At 34.4% G+C, this 21,553-nt stretch carries 15 protein-coding genes; 4 read left to right on the top strand and 11 right to left on the bottom strand.

Annotated elements, in window-relative coordinates:
• The first annotated feature begins 6 nt into the window (after positions 1–6).
• Entirely contained in the window at positions 7–678 is a 672-nt protein-coding gene (locus tag C4S35_RS13680; protein WP_104000712.1) for a lysoplasmalogenase, read from the top strand.
• A gap of 45 nt (positions 679–723) precedes the next feature.
• Here the strand turns inward: C4S35_RS13680 and C4S35_RS13675 are convergent, their stop codons facing one another.
• Both C4S35_RS13675 and C4S35_RS13670 read right to left on the bottom strand, forming a co-directional pair.
• Positions 724–1,137, bottom strand: coding sequence for a DUF6691 family protein (locus C4S35_RS13675; protein ID WP_104000711.1), 414 nt, complete (start codon positions 1,135–1,137; stop codon positions 724–726).
• A 3-nt stretch (positions 1,138–1,140) separates the two neighbouring features.
• On the bottom strand, positions 1,141–1,698 hold the full coding sequence (locus C4S35_RS13670) for a YeeE/YedE family protein (RefSeq protein ID WP_104000710.1): 558 nt from the start codon (positions 1,696–1,698) through the stop codon (positions 1,141–1,143).
• 183 nt (positions 1,699–1,881) lie between these two features.
• On the opposite strand from C4S35_RS13670, the gene C4S35_RS13660 reads away from it, so the two are divergent.
• The 3 genes from C4S35_RS13660 to C4S35_RS13650 all read left to right on the top strand — a co-directional run bounded on the left by C4S35_RS13660 (position 1,882) and on the right by C4S35_RS13650 (position 4,661).
• The gene (locus C4S35_RS13660; protein WP_104000708.1) at positions 1,882–2,334 is read left to right on the top strand and encodes a 2-dehydro-3-deoxyphosphooctonate aldolase; all 453 of its coding nucleotides are present in this window, start codon (positions 1,882–1,884) and stop codon (positions 2,332–2,334) included.
• A 152-nt stretch (positions 2,335–2,486) separates the two neighbouring features.
• Positions 2,487–3,305, top strand: a complete 819-nt coding sequence (gene kdsA, locus C4S35_RS13655; RefSeq protein WP_104000707.1) for a 3-deoxy-8-phosphooctulonate synthase — start codon at positions 2,487–2,489, stop codon at positions 3,303–3,305.
• A gap of 264 nt (positions 3,306–3,569) precedes the next feature.
• Complete coding sequence (locus C4S35_RS13650; RefSeq protein ID WP_104000706.1) at positions 3,570–4,661, top strand: PAS domain-containing sensor histidine kinase; 1,092 nt, start codon at positions 3,570–3,572, stop codon at positions 4,659–4,661.
• 31 nt (positions 4,662–4,692) lie between these two features.
• On the opposite strand, the gene C4S35_RS13645 is transcribed toward C4S35_RS13650, so the two are convergent.
• The 9 genes from C4S35_RS13645 to C4S35_RS13605 form a co-directional block, all read right to left on the bottom strand.
• On the bottom strand, positions 4,693–6,069 hold the full coding sequence (locus C4S35_RS13645) for a M20/M25/M40 family metallo-hydrolase (protein ID WP_104000705.1): 1,377 nt from the start codon (positions 6,067–6,069) through the stop codon (positions 4,693–4,695).
• Between the two features lie 141 nt (positions 6,070–6,210).
• Positions 6,211–8,307 carry a glycoside hydrolase family 97 protein gene (locus C4S35_RS13640; RefSeq protein WP_104000704.1) on the bottom strand — a complete coding sequence of 699 codons (2,097 nt, stop codon included), beginning with the start codon at positions 8,305–8,307 and terminating at the stop codon, positions 6,211–6,213.
• Between the two features lie 142 nt (positions 8,308–8,449).
• Entirely contained in the window at positions 8,450–10,750 is a 2,301-nt protein-coding gene (gene bglX, locus C4S35_RS13635; protein ID WP_104000726.1) for a beta-glucosidase BglX, read from the bottom strand.
• Positions 10,740–11,453, bottom strand: a complete 714-nt coding sequence (locus C4S35_RS13630) for a carboxylesterase family protein (RefSeq protein ID WP_104000703.1) — start codon at positions 11,451–11,453, stop codon at positions 10,740–10,742. Before C4S35_RS13630 ends, bglX begins: the two co-directional genes overlap by 11 nt.
• 65 nt (positions 11,454–11,518) lie before the next feature.
• Positions 11,519–12,505 carry a LamG domain-containing protein gene (locus C4S35_RS13625; protein WP_146059555.1) on the bottom strand — a complete coding sequence of 329 codons (987 nt, stop codon included), beginning with the start codon at positions 12,503–12,505 and terminating at the stop codon, positions 11,519–11,521.
• A 52-nt stretch (positions 12,506–12,557) separates the two neighbouring features.
• The gene (locus tag C4S35_RS13620; protein ID WP_104000701.1) at positions 12,558–13,940 is read right to left on the bottom strand and encodes a glucoamylase family protein; all 1,383 of its coding nucleotides are present in this window, start codon (positions 13,938–13,940) and stop codon (positions 12,558–12,560) included.
• Positions 13,941–14,027: 87 nt separating this feature from the next.
• Positions 14,028–15,497, bottom strand: coding sequence for a RagB/SusD family nutrient uptake outer membrane protein (locus C4S35_RS13615; RefSeq protein ID WP_104000700.1), 1,470 nt, complete (start codon positions 15,495–15,497; stop codon positions 14,028–14,030).
• A gap of 4 nt (positions 15,498–15,501) precedes the next feature.
• Complete coding sequence (locus tag C4S35_RS13610) at positions 15,502–18,483, bottom strand: SusC/RagA family TonB-linked outer membrane protein (protein ID WP_104000699.1); 2,982 nt, start codon at positions 18,481–18,483, stop codon at positions 15,502–15,504.
• Positions 18,484–18,726: 243 nt separating this feature from the next.
• Positions 18,727–21,471 (bottom strand): ligand-binding sensor domain-containing protein, encoded by a 2,745-nt coding sequence (locus tag C4S35_RS13605; RefSeq protein WP_244175288.1) that lies wholly within the window; start codon positions 21,469–21,471, stop codon positions 18,727–18,729.
• Positions 21,472–21,553: the final 82 nt, after the last annotated feature.

Here is a 21,553-nt window from a genome sequence, read left to right as displayed (position 1 = left end):
CAATTCATGAGAAGTACCTTATCATTCAAAGCCTACATTGCAATTAGTTTCGTTTATCTTTTATTAATTATTTTGGGAAGAGAAGACATTTCTTGGTTTCTAAAACCATTTTTGATTCCTTTTCTTTTTCTTGCCGTTTATTCTTGCGGAGATTTTCCCTCTAAAAAATTCCTCCTAACAGCGTTGATATTTTCTTGGATTGGCGATGTAGTTTTACTATTTACTGACAAAGGAGAAATTTATTTTATAATTGGACTGGTTTCATTTTTGCTTTCTCACATTGCTTATATCATATTGTTTAGCAAACAATTACGGATAAATTCAAATAGGAATAAGGCTGTTTTTTGGGCAGGTACCACGGCAATTATAGTTTATTTAATGGTAATGCTTGCGGTATTATTACCAAGACTTGGGCCTCTAAAAATCCCTGTCATTGTGTATGCAATCGTATTATCAACGATGCTTTTATTTGCTTTCAAAGGGTATTTAAAATGGAATAGTCCCGCTAACATCTATATTTTATTAGGAGCCGTTATTTTTGTGAGTTCTGATAGTATTTTAGCTTTTAATAAGTTTTATGAAACTCTTAAATTTAGTTCTTTACTGATTATGTCAACTTATATCACGGCACAATATTTAATTGTTGTTGGTATTTTGAAATTAAACAAAAAAAAATAGCATTCTCTTCTGAAAATGCTATTTTTAAATGTCAATTTAAGCTAATTAATGAGGCAGTTTATCTTTTAATAATCCATATATAAAAGTACCTAGCAAAGCACCAAAAAACACTATTAGAACACTCCAAAAACCAGCACCAAGAAGAATGAAGATAGGTCCGGGACAAGAACCTACAAGTGCCCAACCCAGTCCAAAAAATATTCCGCCAATCCAATAGCGAGTAGAACCTTTTTCTTTATCCTGAATTTCTATTGGTTGTCCTTTTATGTCTTTGATGTTGTTTCTTTTTATAATTTGGATCCCAATCACTCCTGTTGCAACTGCTACAGCTATAATTCCGTACATGTGAAAGGATTGAAATTGAAACATTTCATAAATTCGATACCACGAAACTGCCTCTGATTTTGTGAGTACAATTCCAAAAACAAATCCAACGAGTAAATATTTTAATACATTCATATTCTAAAAAATTAATGGTAATAAAAAATGTGCCATAATTAGTCCTCCGATAAAAAATCCGATAACCGCTTTCAAGGATGGAAGTTGTAAATTACTCAAGCCTGATATGGCGTGACCAGAAGTACAACCGCCTGCATAACGGGTTCCAAATCCGATTAAAATTCCTCCAATCAACAGAATTAGAATACTTTTTGGAGATTGCCAAATTTGTGCTCCAAACAGTGCATCTGGCATCAGTTTTCCATTTGGAGCATCGATTCCTAATTGGACTAACTGGGCAATTGTTTTTGGGTTTATAGTCACATTGGAAGGATCACCCATAAAATGAACCGCTACAAAACCGCCCAACATTGCACCTAAAACAACCACTAAATTCCAACGCTGAGATTTCCAGTCAAAATTAAAAAAAGAAACATATTTCCCTGCTCCTGCCATAGAACAAAGCGAACTTAAATTAGATGACATTCCAAATGCTTTTCCAAAATAGATTAGAGAAAGCATAATTATTCCTATTAAAAACCCGGAAACATACCAAGGCCAAGTTTGAAAAATAATATTCATATTGATTCTTTTTTTGCAAAAATAAGGATTCTGCTTTTTAAAAATATCACAATTAAGGCACAATTATTATTTGACGTAGCAAAACCGTTTGAAGTTCTGTTTATATTTGTAGTAAAAATTAGTATTTACAATTTTAAACTGAATAAATTATATTGCTTAAAAACGCAAATAAATAAATAAAATATGAAAAAAACGGTCCTTTTTATCGCTTTATTAATTATTACTGTATCTTGTGTGAGCAGTAAATCTACTTTAAAAAATGTAGATGATAATGCCCCTGTTCTCACATTATCTCAAAATAATACTTTCATTATTACGGAATACAGCAAGGACAAAAAATACGGTTATGATCAAGATTACCCCATCAACATTTTTTACAGGACTACAAAAGAAGACTCTATTAATCAGCAACGCTTTTTGAATGCTTTAGCGGGACCTAAAGGCGAAAAAATTAGTTATACAAAATTAGAAAGTTGCTGTCCTTTCCCCACTAAAAGAACGGAATTGGGTGCTGGATTTCTCGACGTTTATTTATTAAAATGGGAGGGTCAAAAAAAACCTGTAAAACTCTATTTGAATATATATGAAAAAGGAATTTTAATGGTTCCTGTTGGTCTTAGTTTAAAGATAAATTAAATTACAAACGATTGCCCTAGCCCTGATAGCAGTGAAAATCCTTTTATTTTTTCTTTAAAAAATAAAAGATTGTAACGGATAGCAGGAAATAGCTTCAAAAAAATACTAAATCATATTTTCTAATTACCTTCGCACTTTCAAAAATAACTACTATGAACATACATCATATTCCACAAATCAAACATACTGAAAGTGGCAACTTTTTTCTACTTGCCGGACCTTGCGCCATTGAAGGAGAAGAAATGGCAATGCGTATTGCCGAAAAATTAGTTGGTATCACTGATAAATTAGAAATTCCTTTTGTTTTTAAAGGTTCTTTTAAGAAAGCCAATCGCTCAAGAATCGATAGTTTTTCTGGAATTGGAGACGAAAAAGCATTGAAAATACTGGAAAAAGTATCGAAAACTTTTGGAGTTCCGACCGTAACGGATATTCACACAAATGAAGATGCAGAAATGGCCGCTCAATATGTTGATGTGCTTCAAATTCCAGCATTTCTTGTTCGCCAAACTGATTTGGTCGTGGCCGCTGCCAATACCGGAAAAGTGGTAAACCTGAAAAAAGGGCAATTCATGAGTCCAGAAAGCATGAAACATGCGGTACAGAAAGTATTGGATTGTAACAATCAAAACGTAATGGTTACAGATCGCGGAACTATGTTTGGCTACCAAGACATGATTGTTGACTTTAGAGGGATTCCTACTATGCAACAATATGCAACTACGGTTCTTGACGTAACGCATTCGTTACAACAACCCAACCAAACGGCAGGAGTAACGGGCGGAAGACCTGATATGATTGAAACTATTGCCAAAGCCGGAATTGCTGTTGGGGTTGATGGGATTTTTATAGAAACACATTTTGACCCTGCTAATGCAAAAAGTGATGGGGCAAACATGTTGCATTTAGACTACTTTGAAAATTTAATGACAAAGTTAACAGCCATTAGAAAAACTGTTAATCAGTTTTAAATTAAGTTATAAAAGCACATTGAACCATTTTATGTATAAATTATATAAAGAAGGCTGTCTATAAAATGACAGCCTTTTTTGTTTAACTTGCTTTTTTAAAAAATGTTAGCGATACATTTCATTTTAATTATATATTTGTGAATATCATTGTTTTATTATAAATAATTTTTAGCTAAATTTGAAATTATGATATCCTATAAAAGTAAACAATTCATAAAATTTGTATTTATCTAAAATTGGAATAAGAAATAATTTTTAAACGCAATGACTATAAAAAAAGCAAATCCTGATTCAGGTGGGACCTATAACTTCGATAATTTTTTTAATATCTCAGCTGATTTTATTTGTATTGCAGGATTTGATGGCTATTTCAAGAGAATAAATCCTGCTGTTTCAAAATTATTAGGTTATTCCGAGGAGGAATTATATGCTAAACCCATAAGTAGTTTTGTTTATGCAGCAGACCTTAAAATTACCATCGAAACCAGAGAACAAGTATATAAAAACAAGCCACTTTTAAATTTTGAAAACCGTTATTTAACTAAAAGCGGGGAAATTGTCTGGTTATCATGGACATCAATGCCTGCTGAATCCGAGAAATTAGTGTATGCCATTGCCAAGAACATCACGCATAAAAAAAGAATTGAAGAAGAACGGAATTTACTTCTTGCCAATCTTACACAAATTAACAAGGAGCTTACCGTTTTATCGCACAAAACATCCCATGATTTAAAGTCTCCTATTAATAACATGCTTTCAGTCTTTAGTCTTATCGATATTTCTAAAATCAATGATCCGGAAACATTGGAATTAATTAACATTCTTAAATTAACGAGTGAAAATTTAAAACAAACACTAAACGATTCGATTGATGAATTGGTTGAAAATAAAAGTATAAATACTCAAATTGAAGAAATAAATTTAAATGAATCGCTTAATGAAGTACTTGCCTCCATTAATTCCTTGGTACAAGATTCAAAAGCAATTATAAATATTGATTTTTCAGATTTTGAAAATATTCGTTTCAACAAAGCGTATATGAAAAGTATATTTTTGAATTTATTAACTAATTCAATTAAATATGCAAAACTACATCATGCACCCTTTATTACCATCCAATCTAAAAAAGTCAATGGAATAAATCAATTAATTTTCGCAGATGAAGGACTTGGTTTTGATATGGATAAAGTGAAAGACAAGATTTTTGGGTTGTATGAAAAATTTCATAGTAACATTGACAGTAATGGTATCGGATTGTACCTAGTCTACAATCATATCACCAGCTTAGGCGGTCGAATTGCTGTTGAAAGTAAAATAAATGAAGGTGCCAAATTCACCATATCTTTTAAATATTGAGAATCTAACACCTTATTAATGCATTGGTTATTTATTCTATAATTCCATTTTGATCCATTAAATACATTAATGAAGCCATAGTTGCCGCTCCCAATTCTAACTCTCTTTTGTTGATGGCATCAAATTTATCATTTAAAGCGTGGTGATAATCAAAATAGCGTTGCGAATCTGGCTTTAGACCTGCTTTTACAATCGATTTAGAAGTTAATGGCTCGATATCTGAACCACTGTGCCCTTTTACAAAACTATGTATTAGATAAGGCTCAAATAAGTTTTTCCAACTTACTATTTTATTAAAATTAGCATCATCTGCCTCAAAAGAAAACCCTCTGGGACTAAATCCTCCTGAATCACTTTCTAAAGCAAAAATGTGATTTTCTTTATTTTTTTTTGACAATTCTTCGTATTTTTTTCCGCCTTTGCCTCCATTTTCTTCATTCATAAAAAGCACTACTCGAATGGTATTTTTTGGTTTATAACCCAAGTTTTTAAAGATGTTTACCACTTCCATGCTTTGAACTACTCCTGCTCCATCATCATGAGAGCCATCTGCTAAATCCCAAGAATCAAGATGTCCACCCACAACCATAATATTTTCTGGACGTTCGCTTCCTTTAATTTCTCCAATGACGTTATAAGACAACGCATCGTCCATTTGCTGGCATGACATTTTCAAATAGAATTTCAAAGTTGGATTGCTTTTTAAAGTTTTACTAAGCAATTCCGCTCCGTTTGTACTAATCGCTGCAGTTGGGATATATTGTGATTTTGGGATATCACCATAACTTTGTGCTCCGGTGTGAGGAAAATCATCCAATCGTAAATTCATAGAACGTACAATTGTACCCACAGCACCAAATTTTGAAGCCTCTTTTGCTCCAGCATATCTTTGATCTACACAGCCACTATAAGCATTAAATGTTTCTATTTGTTCATCCGCCATCGGCCGGTTGAAGAAAACTATTTTTCCTTTAATTTTAGCTCCTAAAGCCTCTAATTCTTTGATGCTATATACTTCTATTACTTCAGCCGTAAGTCCGTTTTTTGATGTAGCTACAGAACCTCCTAAGGCACAAACAGGCACATTTATTTTAGTTTTATTGTATAGTATATATGCAGTTTCTTTTTCGCCACGAACCCATTTTGGCACCATCACTTCCTGAAGATAAACGCTGTCAAGTCCTAATGTTTCTAATTGTGCTTTGGTATATAGAACTGCTTTCTCCGCATTAGCGGAACCTGATAATCTAGCCCCGACTTTATTGGACAAATAATCCAACCAAGAATAGCATTTTGAATTTGTTAATGATGATTTGTAAATAGCCTTTATGGTTTGCTCCTCAGTTGTTTGAGCGAAAAGCGTAATTCCATTGAAAAATAATACTGCTAAAAATGTTGTTTTTTTCATGCGCTGATAGATTGTGATTCAAAAATTTTATTAACTTTTAGTTATTTATTTGCATTGCAAGTTCGACATTCCTGCATTATTATTAAATAAAAAATCAAAAAAAATCCTGCAAGATTTTAGACACTTGCAGGATTTAATTGTTTAATTAATTGGTTCAAAACTTATTGCTGTTCCTCCGCCAGCTGCTAAATTCAAATTGATTTTTGATTTGTTTGTTACAATCATCGTTTTAATTTTGTAGGCGATAGGATTTTTTTTCCAATCCGCGTCTTTTGCATCTTCATAAATAATAGCTTTATACTTTTTACCTTTGGTAAGAAATTCTAATTTTATTTCTGTTTTCCTTGCATTTTCATCTGTAATTGCTCCTAGAAACCAAGATTCTTTTCCTTTTGCTTTTCTTGCAATCGTTAAATAATCGCCTGGCTCCGCTTGAAGATATTTACTTTCATCCCAATCAACAGCAACATCTTTGATGAACTGAAAAGCATCTGGATATTTTTCATAATTTTCAAGTAAATCAGCCGCCATTTGAATTGGAGAATACATAGTTACATACAAAGCCAATTGTTTTGCTAACGTTGTATGAACCTGCTCTGTTTTATTTTTGTCGTAATAACTCATTTTTATTTCAAAAATTCCAGGTGTATAATCCATTGGTCCGCCTAAAAGTCTTGTAAATGGTAAAATAGTTTCATGCATAGGAGGATTTCCAATACTCCAAGCATTAAATTCAGTCCCACGAGCGGCTTCGGCAGCAACATAATTCGGATACGTTCTTCCGTAACCTGTGGGGCGTGAAGATTCATGAGAGTTAACCATTAATTTATAATCGGCCGCACGTTTTGCAACAAAATTGAAATGATTCACCATCGTTTGGCCGTCATGAAACTCTCCACGTGGTATAATTTTACCCACATAACCTGTTTTAACTGCAGGATAATCATATTTTACCATATTCTCGAAAGCACGGTCCAAATGGCGTTCATAATTAGCAACAGAACCAGATGTTTCATGATGCATGATCATTTTTACGTTTTTTGATTTGGCGTAAGCCGAAATAGCCGCAATATCAAAATCCGGATAAGGTGTTACAAAATCAAAAACTTCTTCCTTCCAGTTTCCGTTCCAATCTTCCCAACCTACATTCCATCCTTCTACCAATACGCCATCAAAACCATTTTTGGCGGCAAAATCGATATATCTTTTGGTGTTTTCGGTCGTTGCTCCATGCTTTCCAGATGCTTTTGGTGCGTCTGCAAAATTAGTTGCGTTCTGTGACCCTGCATAATCCCAAGTCGATTTTCCCACGTGCATTTCCCACCAAATTCCAATATACTTCATTGGCTTTATCCAAGAAGTATCATCAATTTTAGAAGGTTCGTTTAAGTTTAAAATCATTTTAGACCCTACAACATCTCTGGCATCATTACTTATCATGATAGTTCTCCAAGGAGATACACATGGAGTTTGTAAATAAGCTCTGTCTCCTATGGCGTTAGGAACCAATTGAGCGGTCAATTTGTAATTTTTGACATCTACATTCAAATGCATTACCGGATAGTTCACTACTGCAGCCTCAAAAATATTAAGATACAAACCCGATGGCGATTTCATCATCAAAGGCGATTGAACCATATATTTTCCTGGAATAGATTTTACTCCAATTCCATTATTCATATTTATTTTAGAGTTGTCAATTTCTGAAAGCTTTGTTTCATTGTACTCGTATTCATTACTGTCAAAGTCTCCAGGAATCCAGAATACTTTATTATTTTCTGTCAAATTAAATTGAGTAACCTCATCAGCAATGATAAAATAATTCAAATCAGCTTGTTTTGGAAAATCATATCTGAACGCGACTCCTTCGTCAAAAGCTCTAAAAATGATATTCATTTTTACTTTAGATTCTTTATTGATTAAAGAAACTATAAGTTCATTATAATGATTTTCGATGCTGGATTGTTCCCCTAAAACTGGTTTCCAAGATTCGTTGAAACTAGAATTTTTTGAAGTCAAGATTTCAAAATTAGCATCTAAAGCTGGTTTTTCCTTTAATTTTATGCCTAAAGCACTTTCTAAAATAACCGCTTTGTTTTTGTAACTTACAGCGTATAAAGGTTGTCCATTAGCCGCTAATTTGAAATTTAAGACTATTTTCCCCGATGGAGATTGAACGCTTTGGGCATTCCCAAAATTGGATAGAAAAAGTAGAAAAAGAAAAAATAAATATTTCATTTTGAATGATTTTTTTGAATTGATAAAAGTAAATAAAATAGCCGTTTTTCATAGTGTAACTTTTAACAAATACCATTTTTTTGTTAAAAAAAACCCTTCAGTAAAAACACTGAAGGGCCGATCATAAATAAACAAACCAAATTTATTTAATCAACTCCAAACTAACTTTCTTCTCTGCATTAGAATCTGTACCGACAAAAATTTGAAACGCACCCGGTTCTGCTATAAACTGTAAATCCGAATTGTAAAATTTTAATTCTTCAACAGAAATTTCAAAACTTACTGTTTGTTTTTCTCCTTTTTTAATAGCAATTTTTTGAAATCCTTTCAACTCTTTAAGTGGCCTTGTAACTGAACCCACTAAATCTCTAATATACAATTGAACGACTTCTTTACCATCATAATTTCCAGTGTTGGTAACATCAACGCTAACCGTTACTTTCTCATTGAACTTCATTTTATTCGATGAAATTTTCAAGTTTGAATAGTCGAAAGTGGTGTAACTTAATCCGAAACCAAAAGGATATAACGGTTCATTTCTTTCGTCTATATAATTGGATCTGAATTTTTCAAATTTACCTTCTTTATTAGCAAGCGGCCTTCCTGTATTTTTTTGACTGTAATAAATAGGCACTTGTCCAACGCTTCTCGGAAACGTGGCTGTTAGTTTCCCGGAAGGATTTTCATCGCCAAACAAAACATCAGCAATCGCACTTCCTGCTTCACTTCCTGCAAACCAAGTATTCAAAATTGCGGGAACCGTTTCACTTTCTTGCACTAAAACCAAAGGACGACCTGTGAATAGAACCAGAACAACCGGTTTTCCTGTTTTTAATACGGCTTGCAATAGGTCTTTTTGAGCTTGTGGAATTTCAAGATTAGTTCGGCTGCTGCTTTCTCCACTCATTTCAGCAGATTCACCAAGGGCAGCAACAATTATATCTGATTGATTCGCTATTTTCAAGGCTTCTGCCAATAATTCTTCGGTAGTTCTATTATCGCGATGTAAGGTTTTGCCAAACATAGTCGCTTTTTCTTCGAAAGCCGCATCATAATCCAAATTACTTCCTTTGGCGTAAAGCACTTTAGTAGAATTTCCTGCTACTTCCTTTATTCCTGCCAATAATGAAACAGAGTTTTCCATATTAGTGGCCACACTCCAGGTTCCTGCCATATTTTCTTTGGCATCAGCCAATGGTCCGATTAAAGCAATAGTTCCTGCCTTTTTTAAAGGAAGCAACTGATTTTGATTCTTTAATAAAACCAAAGATTGAGAAGCCGTTTTTCGGGCTTCGGCTCTGTTGCTTGCTGTGAATATTTCTGTTTTAGCTCTTTTAGCATCTGTGTAGCGATACGGATCATGGAACAAGCCCAAATCATATTTAGCATTCAAAATAAGACGAGTTGCATTATCTATTTGTTCAATAGTTACTTTTCCTTCCTCCACTGATTTCTTTAAAGTCGTCAGAAAACCTTCACCCACCATATCCATTTCAATTCCGGCATTTAATGCCAAAGCAGATACGGTTTGCAAATCTCCCATTCCGTGCTCGATCATTTCAGGAATTCCTGTAAAATCAGTGACGACAAAACCTTTAAAGCCCCATTGTTTTTTCAACACATCAGTCATCAACCATTTGTTTCCAGTTGCTGGAATTCCGTCAATTTCGTTGAAAGACGCCATAACAGAACCTACACCTGCATCAACAGCGGCTTTATATGGAGGGAAATAATCATTGTACATTTTTATTCTGCTCATATCAACGGTATTGTAATCTCGTCCCGCCTCCGGCGCACCATACAAGGCAAAATGTTTCACACAGGATAAAATGGTATTATTCTTTGACAAATCATCACCTTGGTATCCATGCACCATTGCTTTGGCTATCTGACTTCCCAAAAAAGGATCTTCACCAGAACCTTCAGAAACTCTTCCCCAACGCGGATCGCGAGAAATATCAACCATAGGAGAAAATGTCCAGTTAATTCCATCAGCGCTTGCTTCCTGAGCAGCAATTTGAGCACTTCGTTCAATCAGTTTAAGGTCCCAAGTACAAGACAATCCAAGCGGTATAGGAAAGGTCGTTTCATACCCGTGAATGACGTCCATTCCAAAAAGCAACGGAATTTTCAATCGGCTTTTTTCGACAGCAATCTTTTGTACTTCTCTAATTTTCTGAACGGACTTGATATTGAATAAACCGCCTACTTTACCTTCTTCAATATTCTTCGCCACATTAGAACTATTGGCAGCTCCAGTGGTAATATCGCCGGAAGTGGGTAAATTTAATTGCCCAATTTTTTCTTCCAAAGTCATTTTAGAGAGTAACTCTGAAACGAATTCGGTTTTAGGTTTAATTGTAATCGCCTTTTTGATTGACTTTTTTTGGCTATAGCCAAAAAACGAAAAGCCAATAAGGAGTATAATAAGTTTAATTTTCATTTTGTCTTTTTTTTGTTTGTTGGAACATCCAATCATAAATTTCTTGGTTGTCATATACACGCGACCAACTGTCGTGGTTTGCATCATCAAAAATGGTTAGTTCCACATTGGCGTTGCAACTTTTTAATTTTTTATACATCGTAAGGGAATACTCCACATTGACAACATCATCTACTAATCCGTGAAAAATCCGAATAGGAATAACTTTGATTTTACAACTTTCAATCATAGGAACCCGATCGACAAATCCCGCAATTGGGACTAAAGCCGCAAAAGTTTCGGGATGTGCAAAAGCTAGATTCCAAGCGCCCCAAGCCCCCATACTAAGACCTGTTAGATAAATTCTGCTATGATCAATATTGTATTCTTTCTGGATTTTTAAAATCAATCGATACAATACTTCTTCATTCCAATATTCATTCTCCGGACATTGTGGAGCCAAAACATAGGCTTCTAGGTCGTGACTTTTCAAATACTTGAACGGTCCGTGCACTTTTACTTTTTCAATATCCGTTCCTTTTTCTCCAGAACCGTGCAGAAAAATAATCAGAGGTTTTTTTTCTTTAATATTTTTTGGAATATGTAAAGCATACGCTAATTCACGTTTTTGTACGATTTCCGTTTTTATGGTACCAATTATATCATTTTGTGAAAACGAAAATTGGGTTACCATCAATAGAAGAAAAAGAAGCTTTGGGTTCATCAGAAAAGAATTAAAAAAACAGATTACTTTTAAGATTCAGTAATCTGTTTTTATTTTATGCATTATTATCTGTTTGTTTTTTCCAATTTATAAAGAGCAACTACTTCGCTAGCATTTAAAGCTGATTTATAAATTCTCATTTCATCCAGCAATCCAGCATAATCTGTTGCCCAGCCTTCGTCGCCATGCGTGGTAGTTAAAGATGGTGAAGTACTGAATTGATTGGATCCGATCACTAATTGAGATAAATTTGGAGTTGCAAAAACCAATGCACCGTACAATGGAGCATTGTTAGGATTGGCATTGCTTCCGTCAGGTCCACCTGGATTATCCCCGTAAAGAATACAAGAACCGTTTAAGTCCGTAAAAGGACCATAAGGTGTTCCGTAAATACTAGTCGTTCCTTTTTCTCCATTTTTATAAACGGTGTATCTCGAAGTTACTGCATCATAGGTTAAAACCACTTGAATCCAAGTATCAATTGCTCCATCGATATTAAAAATTGGACCTTGTCCACCCCAAGCAACCCTCTTGTTTTCAATTCCCATTTTTAAACGAAGGGTATTAGGTCTGGCATTATCAGGATTTTCAAGAAACAAGTTTAATCCTCCCCAAAAACCAGCCGGGTTTACTAAAGAAAAGATTCCTTGAATCCCTTTTCCTTGTCCCGGAGCACCGCCATCAGGGACGGTTTGTCCGGATTTCATCCAAAAACTGAAACTGAAACTACTCAACGCACCTACAGCAGTTGCATTGTTGTAAACTGCATAACGCTCCTGAGCTTTAGAACCTTGAAAAGCCTGACCTTTGATACCTTCGGTATAGGCTACATTTTTTCCTGTTCCGGTAAGGCCGCCTTTTGAATCAGCAATGCTATTATCGAAACTCCATTTTGCAATCAGATTTACTGCATTTACATCATCAGAAGTATTGTAAGAACCAATTGGAGGATATTCTAATGGCTCATTCGTGTCGACATTATCCGAGCAACTTGTCAATAACTGCATTGAAAACACAGTAGTCAGACAAAATATTTTTATACTATTTTTCATGTTTTATATTTTATTAATTACTAATAATTTTTATTTATTTGAGTGGATTGGGTTAAAATCCATATTTACCAGAATGAAAACCAAGATTAATCAAACCTTGTTTTACCTCAGGAGCATTCATAAACAATTGCCACAATAAACCGGTACGATAATTCTCCAGCATAACCATTTCGGGTCCTTGGTCTATCGCCAAATAACGTTGCGCAGTCCATTGATAATGCTGACTATGCGCGTCATAAAATCCCGCTACGCCCCAAGTTTCTGTTTTATAATTTTCATATAAATTACGGATGAATGCTTTACTTTCCAGCGGTGTATATACAATCGAGCTTATCGCTGCCGTAGGTGAAATGATGCCTTTATCATTGCTTGGCATGTGCGCATCATATCCAATAGAACCATCGCCATTACGAGAATACGAAGCTGTCAATCCCCAATAATTAGCGCCGTATCCTTTGAAACTTTTTGGATTGGCTACTGCATATAAATAGTTGATTTTAGTATGATTGGAATTCAAATCCCAATAGTTGGCATATTTATCCGTCAATTGATTTGGATCTAAACCCAAATAAGAATAATGAGCCCAAAATAATGGTCCGCCAAATTCTTCGGCACCATTGTGTTTTAAAATCAAAGGGAGATTGTATTTAGTTCTGGCTGAAACTATTCCACCACTTCTCGCCCAACCTTCGTGATAAGCAGCCGGAGCAATTGCATGTGTCGGCGAAGCTGCTGCCATAACATATGTAATTAAACATTCGTTGTAGCCTTCCAGAGGAAAATTCATTTCCCAATTGTAATTAGGAGACCAATGCCAGAATAATTTATTCTGATTGTTGGTGTACCATTGCCAGTCCACTCCTTTCCACAAATCATCAAATTTTTGGGCTACTGCTTTTTCTTCGGTTGTTCCGTTTTTAAAGTATTCTCGAACGGTGATCATACCGGCCACTAAAAAAGACGTTTCTACTAAATCACCACCATTGTCTTTTGTTCCAAAAGGAATAACTCGACCTGAAGTACCATTTATCCAATGCGGCCAAGCTCCGTGAAAGCGCTCCGCAGTATTCAGAAAATTAGCAATTTTGTTCAGACGTTCTGCTCCTTGTGCTTTTGAAATATAACCACGAGACATTCCTGAAACGATAGCCATCAGACCAAAACCAGAACCTCCTGTGGTAACAATATTTTGATCAAATGAAGGATCCTGAGGAATATAGCGCTCCCTTGCCATCCCGGAATTGGACTCCGCATAATCCCAAAAATAAGCAAAAGTTTGTTTTTGAACGACATCCAATAATTCCTCGTCCGTTAGTTTTACAACCGGAGGCACAGTAACTGGTGGAGTAACGACGGGACCATTATCTGTGCTTGGTCCAGAGGAATCACATCCAAGAAAAGTAATGAGCATAAATAAAGCTGAAAATTTAATCATTTTTAGATTTTTTATGTAGTTTTCCTTTCCCCTAGCTCCTTCCCGAAATACATCAGGAAAGAGAAAAGGTTTGGGATTTATTTTTAATTAATACCCTGGATTTTGTGTCGCTTTCCCATCCGCTTGCGTGATAAATTTTTGAGGAATAGGAAACAATTCATGTTTCCCTTCTACAAAAGTTTTTCCGTCAGCGGCCATAGCTGATTTCGCTTGACCAGTTCTTACAATATCAAACCATCTGTCATGTTCAAAAGCCAATTCATGTCTTCTTTCTGCTCTAATTGCAGCTCTCAAAGCAACTTGTCCAGTAGCAATTGTTTTGGCTAAACCAGCTCTGTTTCTGACTTTGTTTAAAGGCCCAGTTACATCACCAGTACCACTTTCGTTTGCCGCTTCAGCTTGCATCAATAAAACTTCTGCATAACGCAATACACGAATATTTTTTGTCGTTTCCCAATCACCATTGAATGTTTCTTTGGTGTTACTTACATACGCTTTCTCGTTGTATCTAGGATTAGCAACAAGTGGAGAAACCACTCTGCCGTCCCACATTGTTTCGCCTGCAAAAACAATTGTAGCGTCTCTTCTCACATCGCCTGCTTCATACGAATTAGCTAGACTTGTAGTTGGTGTATTGAAACCCCAACCCCAACCGCTTGTTCCTCTGGCTCCTTGAGAGACCATATACCCTTCAATACCTTGAGATGGATTACCTCCGTAACCACGGATTTCAAAAATAGATTCAACACTATCTTCGCCAACTTCTCTCCAAATTGTAGCATAATCAGCCACTAAATTATAACCGTTAACAGCAGCGCATTGGTCTTTGACACCTTGCCAATTTCCTTGGTATAAATAAACTTTCGCTAATAAGGCATGAGCAGCGCCTTTTGTAGCTCTACCTAAATCAGATATTGCATAACCTGATTTTTCAGGAAGTGCCGCAATAGCCGCTAATAAATCTGTTTCAATGAATTTATACACTTCTTCTTTTGACTTGCGTATTAATGTCATATCTGTATCTGCAGCAGATGATGGTACCGGAACGTGATCCACAATTGGCACACCACCGTAACATCTTACCAAATTAAAATACATTAAAGCACGAAGAAATTTAACTTCACCTGTTAATCGTGCCACAACAGCAGCATCAGCTTTGTCTAATCGCGGGAGGTAGTTTAACGCGATATTGGCCTTGCTTATCCCTTGATAATTCGTTTCAAAAACTTCTTGAACGGATAAAGATGTAGCATCCAGAGTAAGCGCATCACACTTGTCTTTATCTGTTCCTGAATCTCCAGGATCTGATCCTTTATCAGCATCATCTGAGGTCATACTTGTTAATCCGTTCCATGAAAAAGAACTCGCGCTAAAACTCAATGCGTTGCTGTAAATAGCCGTTACAAAACTTTTTGCGCCATCATTATTATTATAAATTGTTAATAAATCGGCTTCGGCTATGTTTTCTGTCGGAGCTACTTCTATAAATTCATTTGAACAATTAGTAGCAAGCAGCGCAACCGCCACTAAAGCTATGGGTATAAATATTTTTTTCATCTTATTAAAATTTTACGTTAGCACCAATAATGAATGAACTTAAAGTAGGATAAGCATCTAACTCAATTCCTTGCAGTCCCATTGGATCACCATCATTATTCAATTCTGGAGAATATCCAGTGAACTTTTGAGATATAAATGGATTTATTGCACTTGCATAAATACGAACTGAAGAAACAGATGTTGTCATTTTAGGCAATGTGTATCCTAAAGTAATGTTGTTTACTCTAAGAAAAGCTCCTGATTCTAAATAATAATCTGAAGATAACGGAACTGAATTAAACGGTGCCGGATTTCCTGCATTTGTATTTGATGGTGTCCAAAAATCCGTAGCAATACTTGCTTCAATATTTTCGTTACCAAAACGTTGCGCTTTTTTACCGTTATACACTTTGTTTCCACCTACGCCATAAGCATCCACTGAAAAATCAATGTTTCTGTATTCGAAACCTAAATTCATACCGTAATAATAAGTTGGTAGTGAAGATCCGAAGAATTTTCTATCTGTTTCAACCGGATTCGAAGTAATTCCACCATCTTTATCAAAATAAGTAAAATTCCCATTCGCATCATAACCTGCTACTTCAAATAAATAGAAACTTCCTAAAGGTTGTCCTACTTCCAATCGTTTTGTAAACTGTCCGTTGTTAATGAAACCACCATTTTGTCTGATTGCTAATGGATTAAATACTTTTGAAACTTCATTTTTATTATTCGAATAATTAGCACCAATCCAATATTTTAAATCATCATTGATGTTATCATCCCAACGCAAAGCAACTTCAAATCCAGTGTTGGATATTTCACCTGCATGAGCAGGAGTTGCTCCTGTTCCCACTGTAAGCGGCGGAGTAACATTCAGAATAACATTAATAGTGTTCTTATCATACCAATCCAAAGATCCTGATAATTTATTTTCTAATGCTTTAAAGTCTAAACCAACTGAGGTCTCTTCAGTAATTTCCCAACCCAAAGTAGGGTCAATAAATGCACCAATAGTAGTTCCAGAATACAGTGAACCCCCAAAATCATATCCTAAACCTGCTCCTGAATTGAATGTTTGTTGGTTTATAGGAACATTTTGATTTCCTAATCTTCCCCAACCACCACGTAGTTTTAGGAAACTGATTGTTTTACTTTCCGCTAAGAAATCTTCTTTAGAAAGTACCCATCCCAAACCAAATGATGGAAAATTACCCCATTTGTTATTGGAACCAAATTGTGAAGAACCATCTCTACGAATCGTACCCGTGAAAAGGTATTTTTCCCTCAATGTATATTGGAATCGTGCAAAATATCCAATTAAATTTCTTTGATTTCCAATTACGTGTCGTGTTACAAGATTATTTGAAGGAGCAGTAGATTGATTTAAACTCCAATAGTTCGAATTTTCAGGTACGTTTCTACCTCTTACTTCTAATTCTTCACGGCTGCCAAATTGTTGAGCTGACATACCTAAAGTTACTTCAACATCATGAATATCGGCAAACTTTTTATTGTACGTCAAGAAATTATCAAAGTTCCAGTTAAAGTAATCACTTCTTCCAGTTACCAATTCATTTATTGGTTCTGAAGCGGAGTAATTAGCTGTTTCTCTTGAAGGATCTGCCGCTAACCACAATTCACGTGTAGGTGTGTAAGAAAACTTTTTGAAGGTGTTGTATTCCAATCCCACTCTTGATGTGAATTTTAATTCATCAAAAATTTTATATTCCAATCCAAGACTTCCTTGTAATAATATGTTTTTTTGTTCCTCAGTAAAGTAAGCCAACTGAGCTACAGGATTACCTACGTTGTTAAACAAAGATCCAGTCGTAGAGGCTTGTCCATCCGCACCAATAATTGGCATTCCCCATCGTCCATTGTCATATTTAACTGGTACTAAAGGCGATTGTTTGTACGCTGAAGTAAAAGCAGATAAAGGTTTAGGTGTAGACTTTGAAATTGAACCACTTAACGTTTGCGTAATTTTTACTTTATCCGAAAGTTTGTAATCGTTGTTATTTCTAAAAGTAAAACGATTAAAATCTAATCCGTCTAAAACACCTTTTTCATCATAGTAGTTTAAACTGAATAGATAATTGATCTTTTCAGAAGCACCAGAAATCGATAAGTTGTTCGAAGAATACATTCCTAATCTGGTAATTTCATCAAACCAGTTCGTATTATAACGTTGATCGGTTGAAAATCTGGTGTTTTGTTCAGCAACATCAGAATAATAAGCAAAACGATTTGAGCCTGCCATTTTAACTGTTCTTAACGGAGTACGAACTCCAAAAAAACCATCATATTCAACGGTAGTCTTGTCTCCTTTTCCTTTTTTGGTGGTAATAATTACAACTCCATTAGCCGCTTGATTTCCATAAATTGCTAAAGATGATGCATCTTTTAAAATATCAAAAGATGCAATATCATTGGAGTTCAAATTATTTATGTTTTTGGTCGGAATACCATCAACTACATATAAAGGAGTTCTGTCAGCACCATACGTACCAATACCTCTTATGATTAGCGAAGGAGAACTTCCCGGAACATCTGTTCCAATAACCTGAACACCAGCTGCTTTTCCCTGAATTGCTTGTGTGGCATTCAACACTTTAGTTTTGGTGATGTCTGTCGCAGATAGTTGTGATATTGATCCTGTATTGTCTGATTTTTTTCTAGAACCATATCCTATGATAACCACCTCTTTTAATTCAGTGTCTTTCGATTCGTTTAGCGTTACAGTCATTTCACCTCCAGTTGCGGTTACTGATACAGCATCAAAACCTACCATGCTAATCTTTAACATTTCGCCTACTTTGGCATTAATATTAAAGTTTCCGTCAAAATCAGTATCGGCAGAAGTTCTAGAATCAACTGCAATTACAATTGCTCCTGGAACACCAATTCCGCTTCGATCCGTTACCTTTCCCTTAATTACTTGACCAGACATGTATGCCGGAAGTAGAATGAGTGCTAAAAAGCTAAAAATAAAATTTCTCATATATTAATAATTTGTTAAAGTTAGTAAGGCCAAATTAGATAATTACAACGTTATAGTTGATACAACGGAATTACTACATGAATACATCAAAATGCTGATTTAGCACACAAAATCACTATTTTACAATAGCTACGAAAGGTAAAAAATACATTACACTACATCTAAATGATGTAGTAATGATGTACTCTGATTCCTTAATAAAAGAGGTTAAATAGTGTAATATCTATAAAAATAACTCTTTTTTTATATTGTTAATAAAAATTTAGAGAGGTTTTCTTCCTGAACTAAGTTTAATTTCTTTCTTAAACGATAACGATGTAGTTCTACACCTCTGAAAGATATATTTATCAGAGGTGCAATTTCTTTCGACGAAAGATTCATTTTTAAGTAGATGCAGAGCTTAATATCCTTCGAAGTTAGGTGCGGATATTTTTTAGAAAGGTTAATTATAAATTCATTGTGAATCTGATTCAAATTTGTTTCAAAGGTTTCCCATTCATGCTTGTTAACGGCATTAATTTTTATAACTTTTTTAATTTCACTTTTCAGTTTATTAAAATCCACATCGGAATCCAGGATACTTTGAATATTTTCAATCATTTCACCTTGTTTCGCAATTGAAAGCGATTTGCCTGCAACCTCTGAAGACTTCGATTGCAATTCGAGTTCTAAAATATGTTTTTCATATTCCTGAAGATTTAATTCGTTTTCGGTCTTTAATTCTATCTCCAGAATTTTCTTTTGATGTTTAAGCTCTTCGTCTCGTAATTCCAGTTTCTGCAGGTAGCGCATTTTATTCCATTTGTAATACAAATACAATATTCCTCCAACTACAACAAAGTACAATAAAATCATCCAAATAGAAAAATACCACGGTTTAGCGACAAAAAATTGAAAATTGGAAATTTTATCATAATTCAGTCCATCATGAAGATAAACGGTAATCTCATTAGAACCACTATTCAAGTTATTCAAGACAATCAGACCTTCATTTACAGGTATATATTCTTTAGTTCCATTAATTTTGTAAAATAAATTCGGTCTTGCTGCACCAAAAGCACCTGAGATTACATCTACACGAAGTTCTGAATTGTAAGGTATTGTTGCTTTATTGTTGACCAAATTATCATTAACAAAAGCTTCCATTTTTACATTTGATTCCCTCTTGTTCGTGTACTTTAATTGCAATGAGATAAAACCATCATCGAGATTTAACAGATACTTATCTTTGTTTTTGAAAACTTTTAAATTATCATTTATAATTTTCCCCTTGTAATATTTCTCTTGAATAACAGTACGGACAAATTTATTGCCATTGGCATAAATATGGTACAAAAGGCCTTCTTGAAGTATCAGAAAGTAATTTTCATCAATAGAAACAATATTTGATACATTTTTAAAATTAGTATTAAACAATTCATTTTCTTCCAGTTGATTGCTGATTGAATTGTAAGTATACCAGGATTTATTAATCAAAAAAAGTATTTCGTTTCTAAACTCAAATATTTTTACTCCAAAATCATTACTGATTTTGCTGCGTTGGGTAACATTTTCAATCGCAGTAGTTCCATAGGCATCATTATACAGAATGCGATACAAACCTCTATTGTTATCAGCAGCCCATATTTCATTTTTCCTATTTTGAGCTACATATTTAATTGGTTTTACTAATCCTTTAATACTTTTCTTTTGATTCAAATCTTCAATATCATTATAAATAATTACACCGCTATATGTTGCTTGCAAATACGAATTATTGATATTGCTTTTTGCTACATTCCACCCCCCGTGTACAGCACTTAATTTATAGAACAATCCGCTATCGTAAACAAAAGTGCCTTCGTTGTGACCTATCAGGTATTTGTTATTTATTTTGCTGATATTCCATGCCTGACCTTCGGTATTTGGAACTATAGTAAATTGATTGTCTTCTAATTTAAAAATACCATGATTGGACGCCATCAGATAACCTTTATCAATTGTAGCGACAGAATAGACAGAGCCTAAAACTCCCGAGTTATCATAGAAAATAGATATTGGAGAATTGACCTCTATATGTGCAATTCCATTATCCAGACCAAGCCATAAATCATTTTCTTTGTCCAGACCCACACTCAAAATAGAATTGTTCATCAAGACATTATTTCTATTGATGTTTTTATAGGAATTGGTGTTTAAATCAAAAACATAAACACCTTTACTTGCTGTACCAATGATTAATTTATTGTTTTTAATGAATTTGGCCACATTAATATTAGCCATTTTTAAAATATCGTTTAAAGGATTTTTCCAGGGACTTAAAACACCTTTATCATCAACATAAACGCCGTTTTTTTTAGTAAAAATATACGTTTTGTTTTGAAATTTTTCAATCGCATGAATTACATTATTTTCTAAAATGTCCCAACCTTTTACTTTTTCAAACGTGGAATTATTCATCTTGAAAATTCCTTTTTCTACTGTAGCAACAAATAATTCATTGCCAACCGGAAAGCAATAAGAAACCAAAAAATCAAACTTATTTTTCTTGATTATTTTTCCATCATACAGAAAAATTCCATTAAAAGATTGAAAGTAAATTTTGCCTTTAAATTTAAATATCTTCCAAATTTCCTCATTATCATTCTCATCAAAAACCTTAGTTTTATCAGAAATAGAAACATAAAACATCTTTCCATTTTTTCGGTACCAATAACCAAATTCCTTGTAAGAACCGGAATAAATTTTATCTCCATCCACCATTATGGAACGAATTATCGTTTTGTTAGGCAACGTATATTTCTCCCATTTTACACCATCGTATCGCAATAAATAATAATTATTTGCAAAATACATGGCATTATCATTTCCTTGTGCCAGATTCCAAATCTGATTGTCCCCTTGATAATTAGACTTGCTGTAATTCTCAACAAAAGGTAGCAACTCTTGAGAATAAAGTTGAAACGAAAAAAAATATAATAGGATTAATACTGTAATTCTTGCTTTCAAAATGTGGCGTTTTATATCCAAATATAATTAGATTTCTCAAATAAAAGGTATAAAAAAAGCCTCTGTTTACAGAAGCTTTTTT

The sequence above is a fragment of the Flavobacterium urumqiense genome, from assembly GCF_900108015.1.
In the GTDB taxonomy this organism is placed as follows: domain Bacteria; phylum Bacteroidota; class Bacteroidia; order Flavobacteriales; family Flavobacteriaceae; genus Flavobacterium; species Flavobacterium urumqiense.
This window is presented reverse-complemented; position numbering and strand designations above follow the sequence as displayed.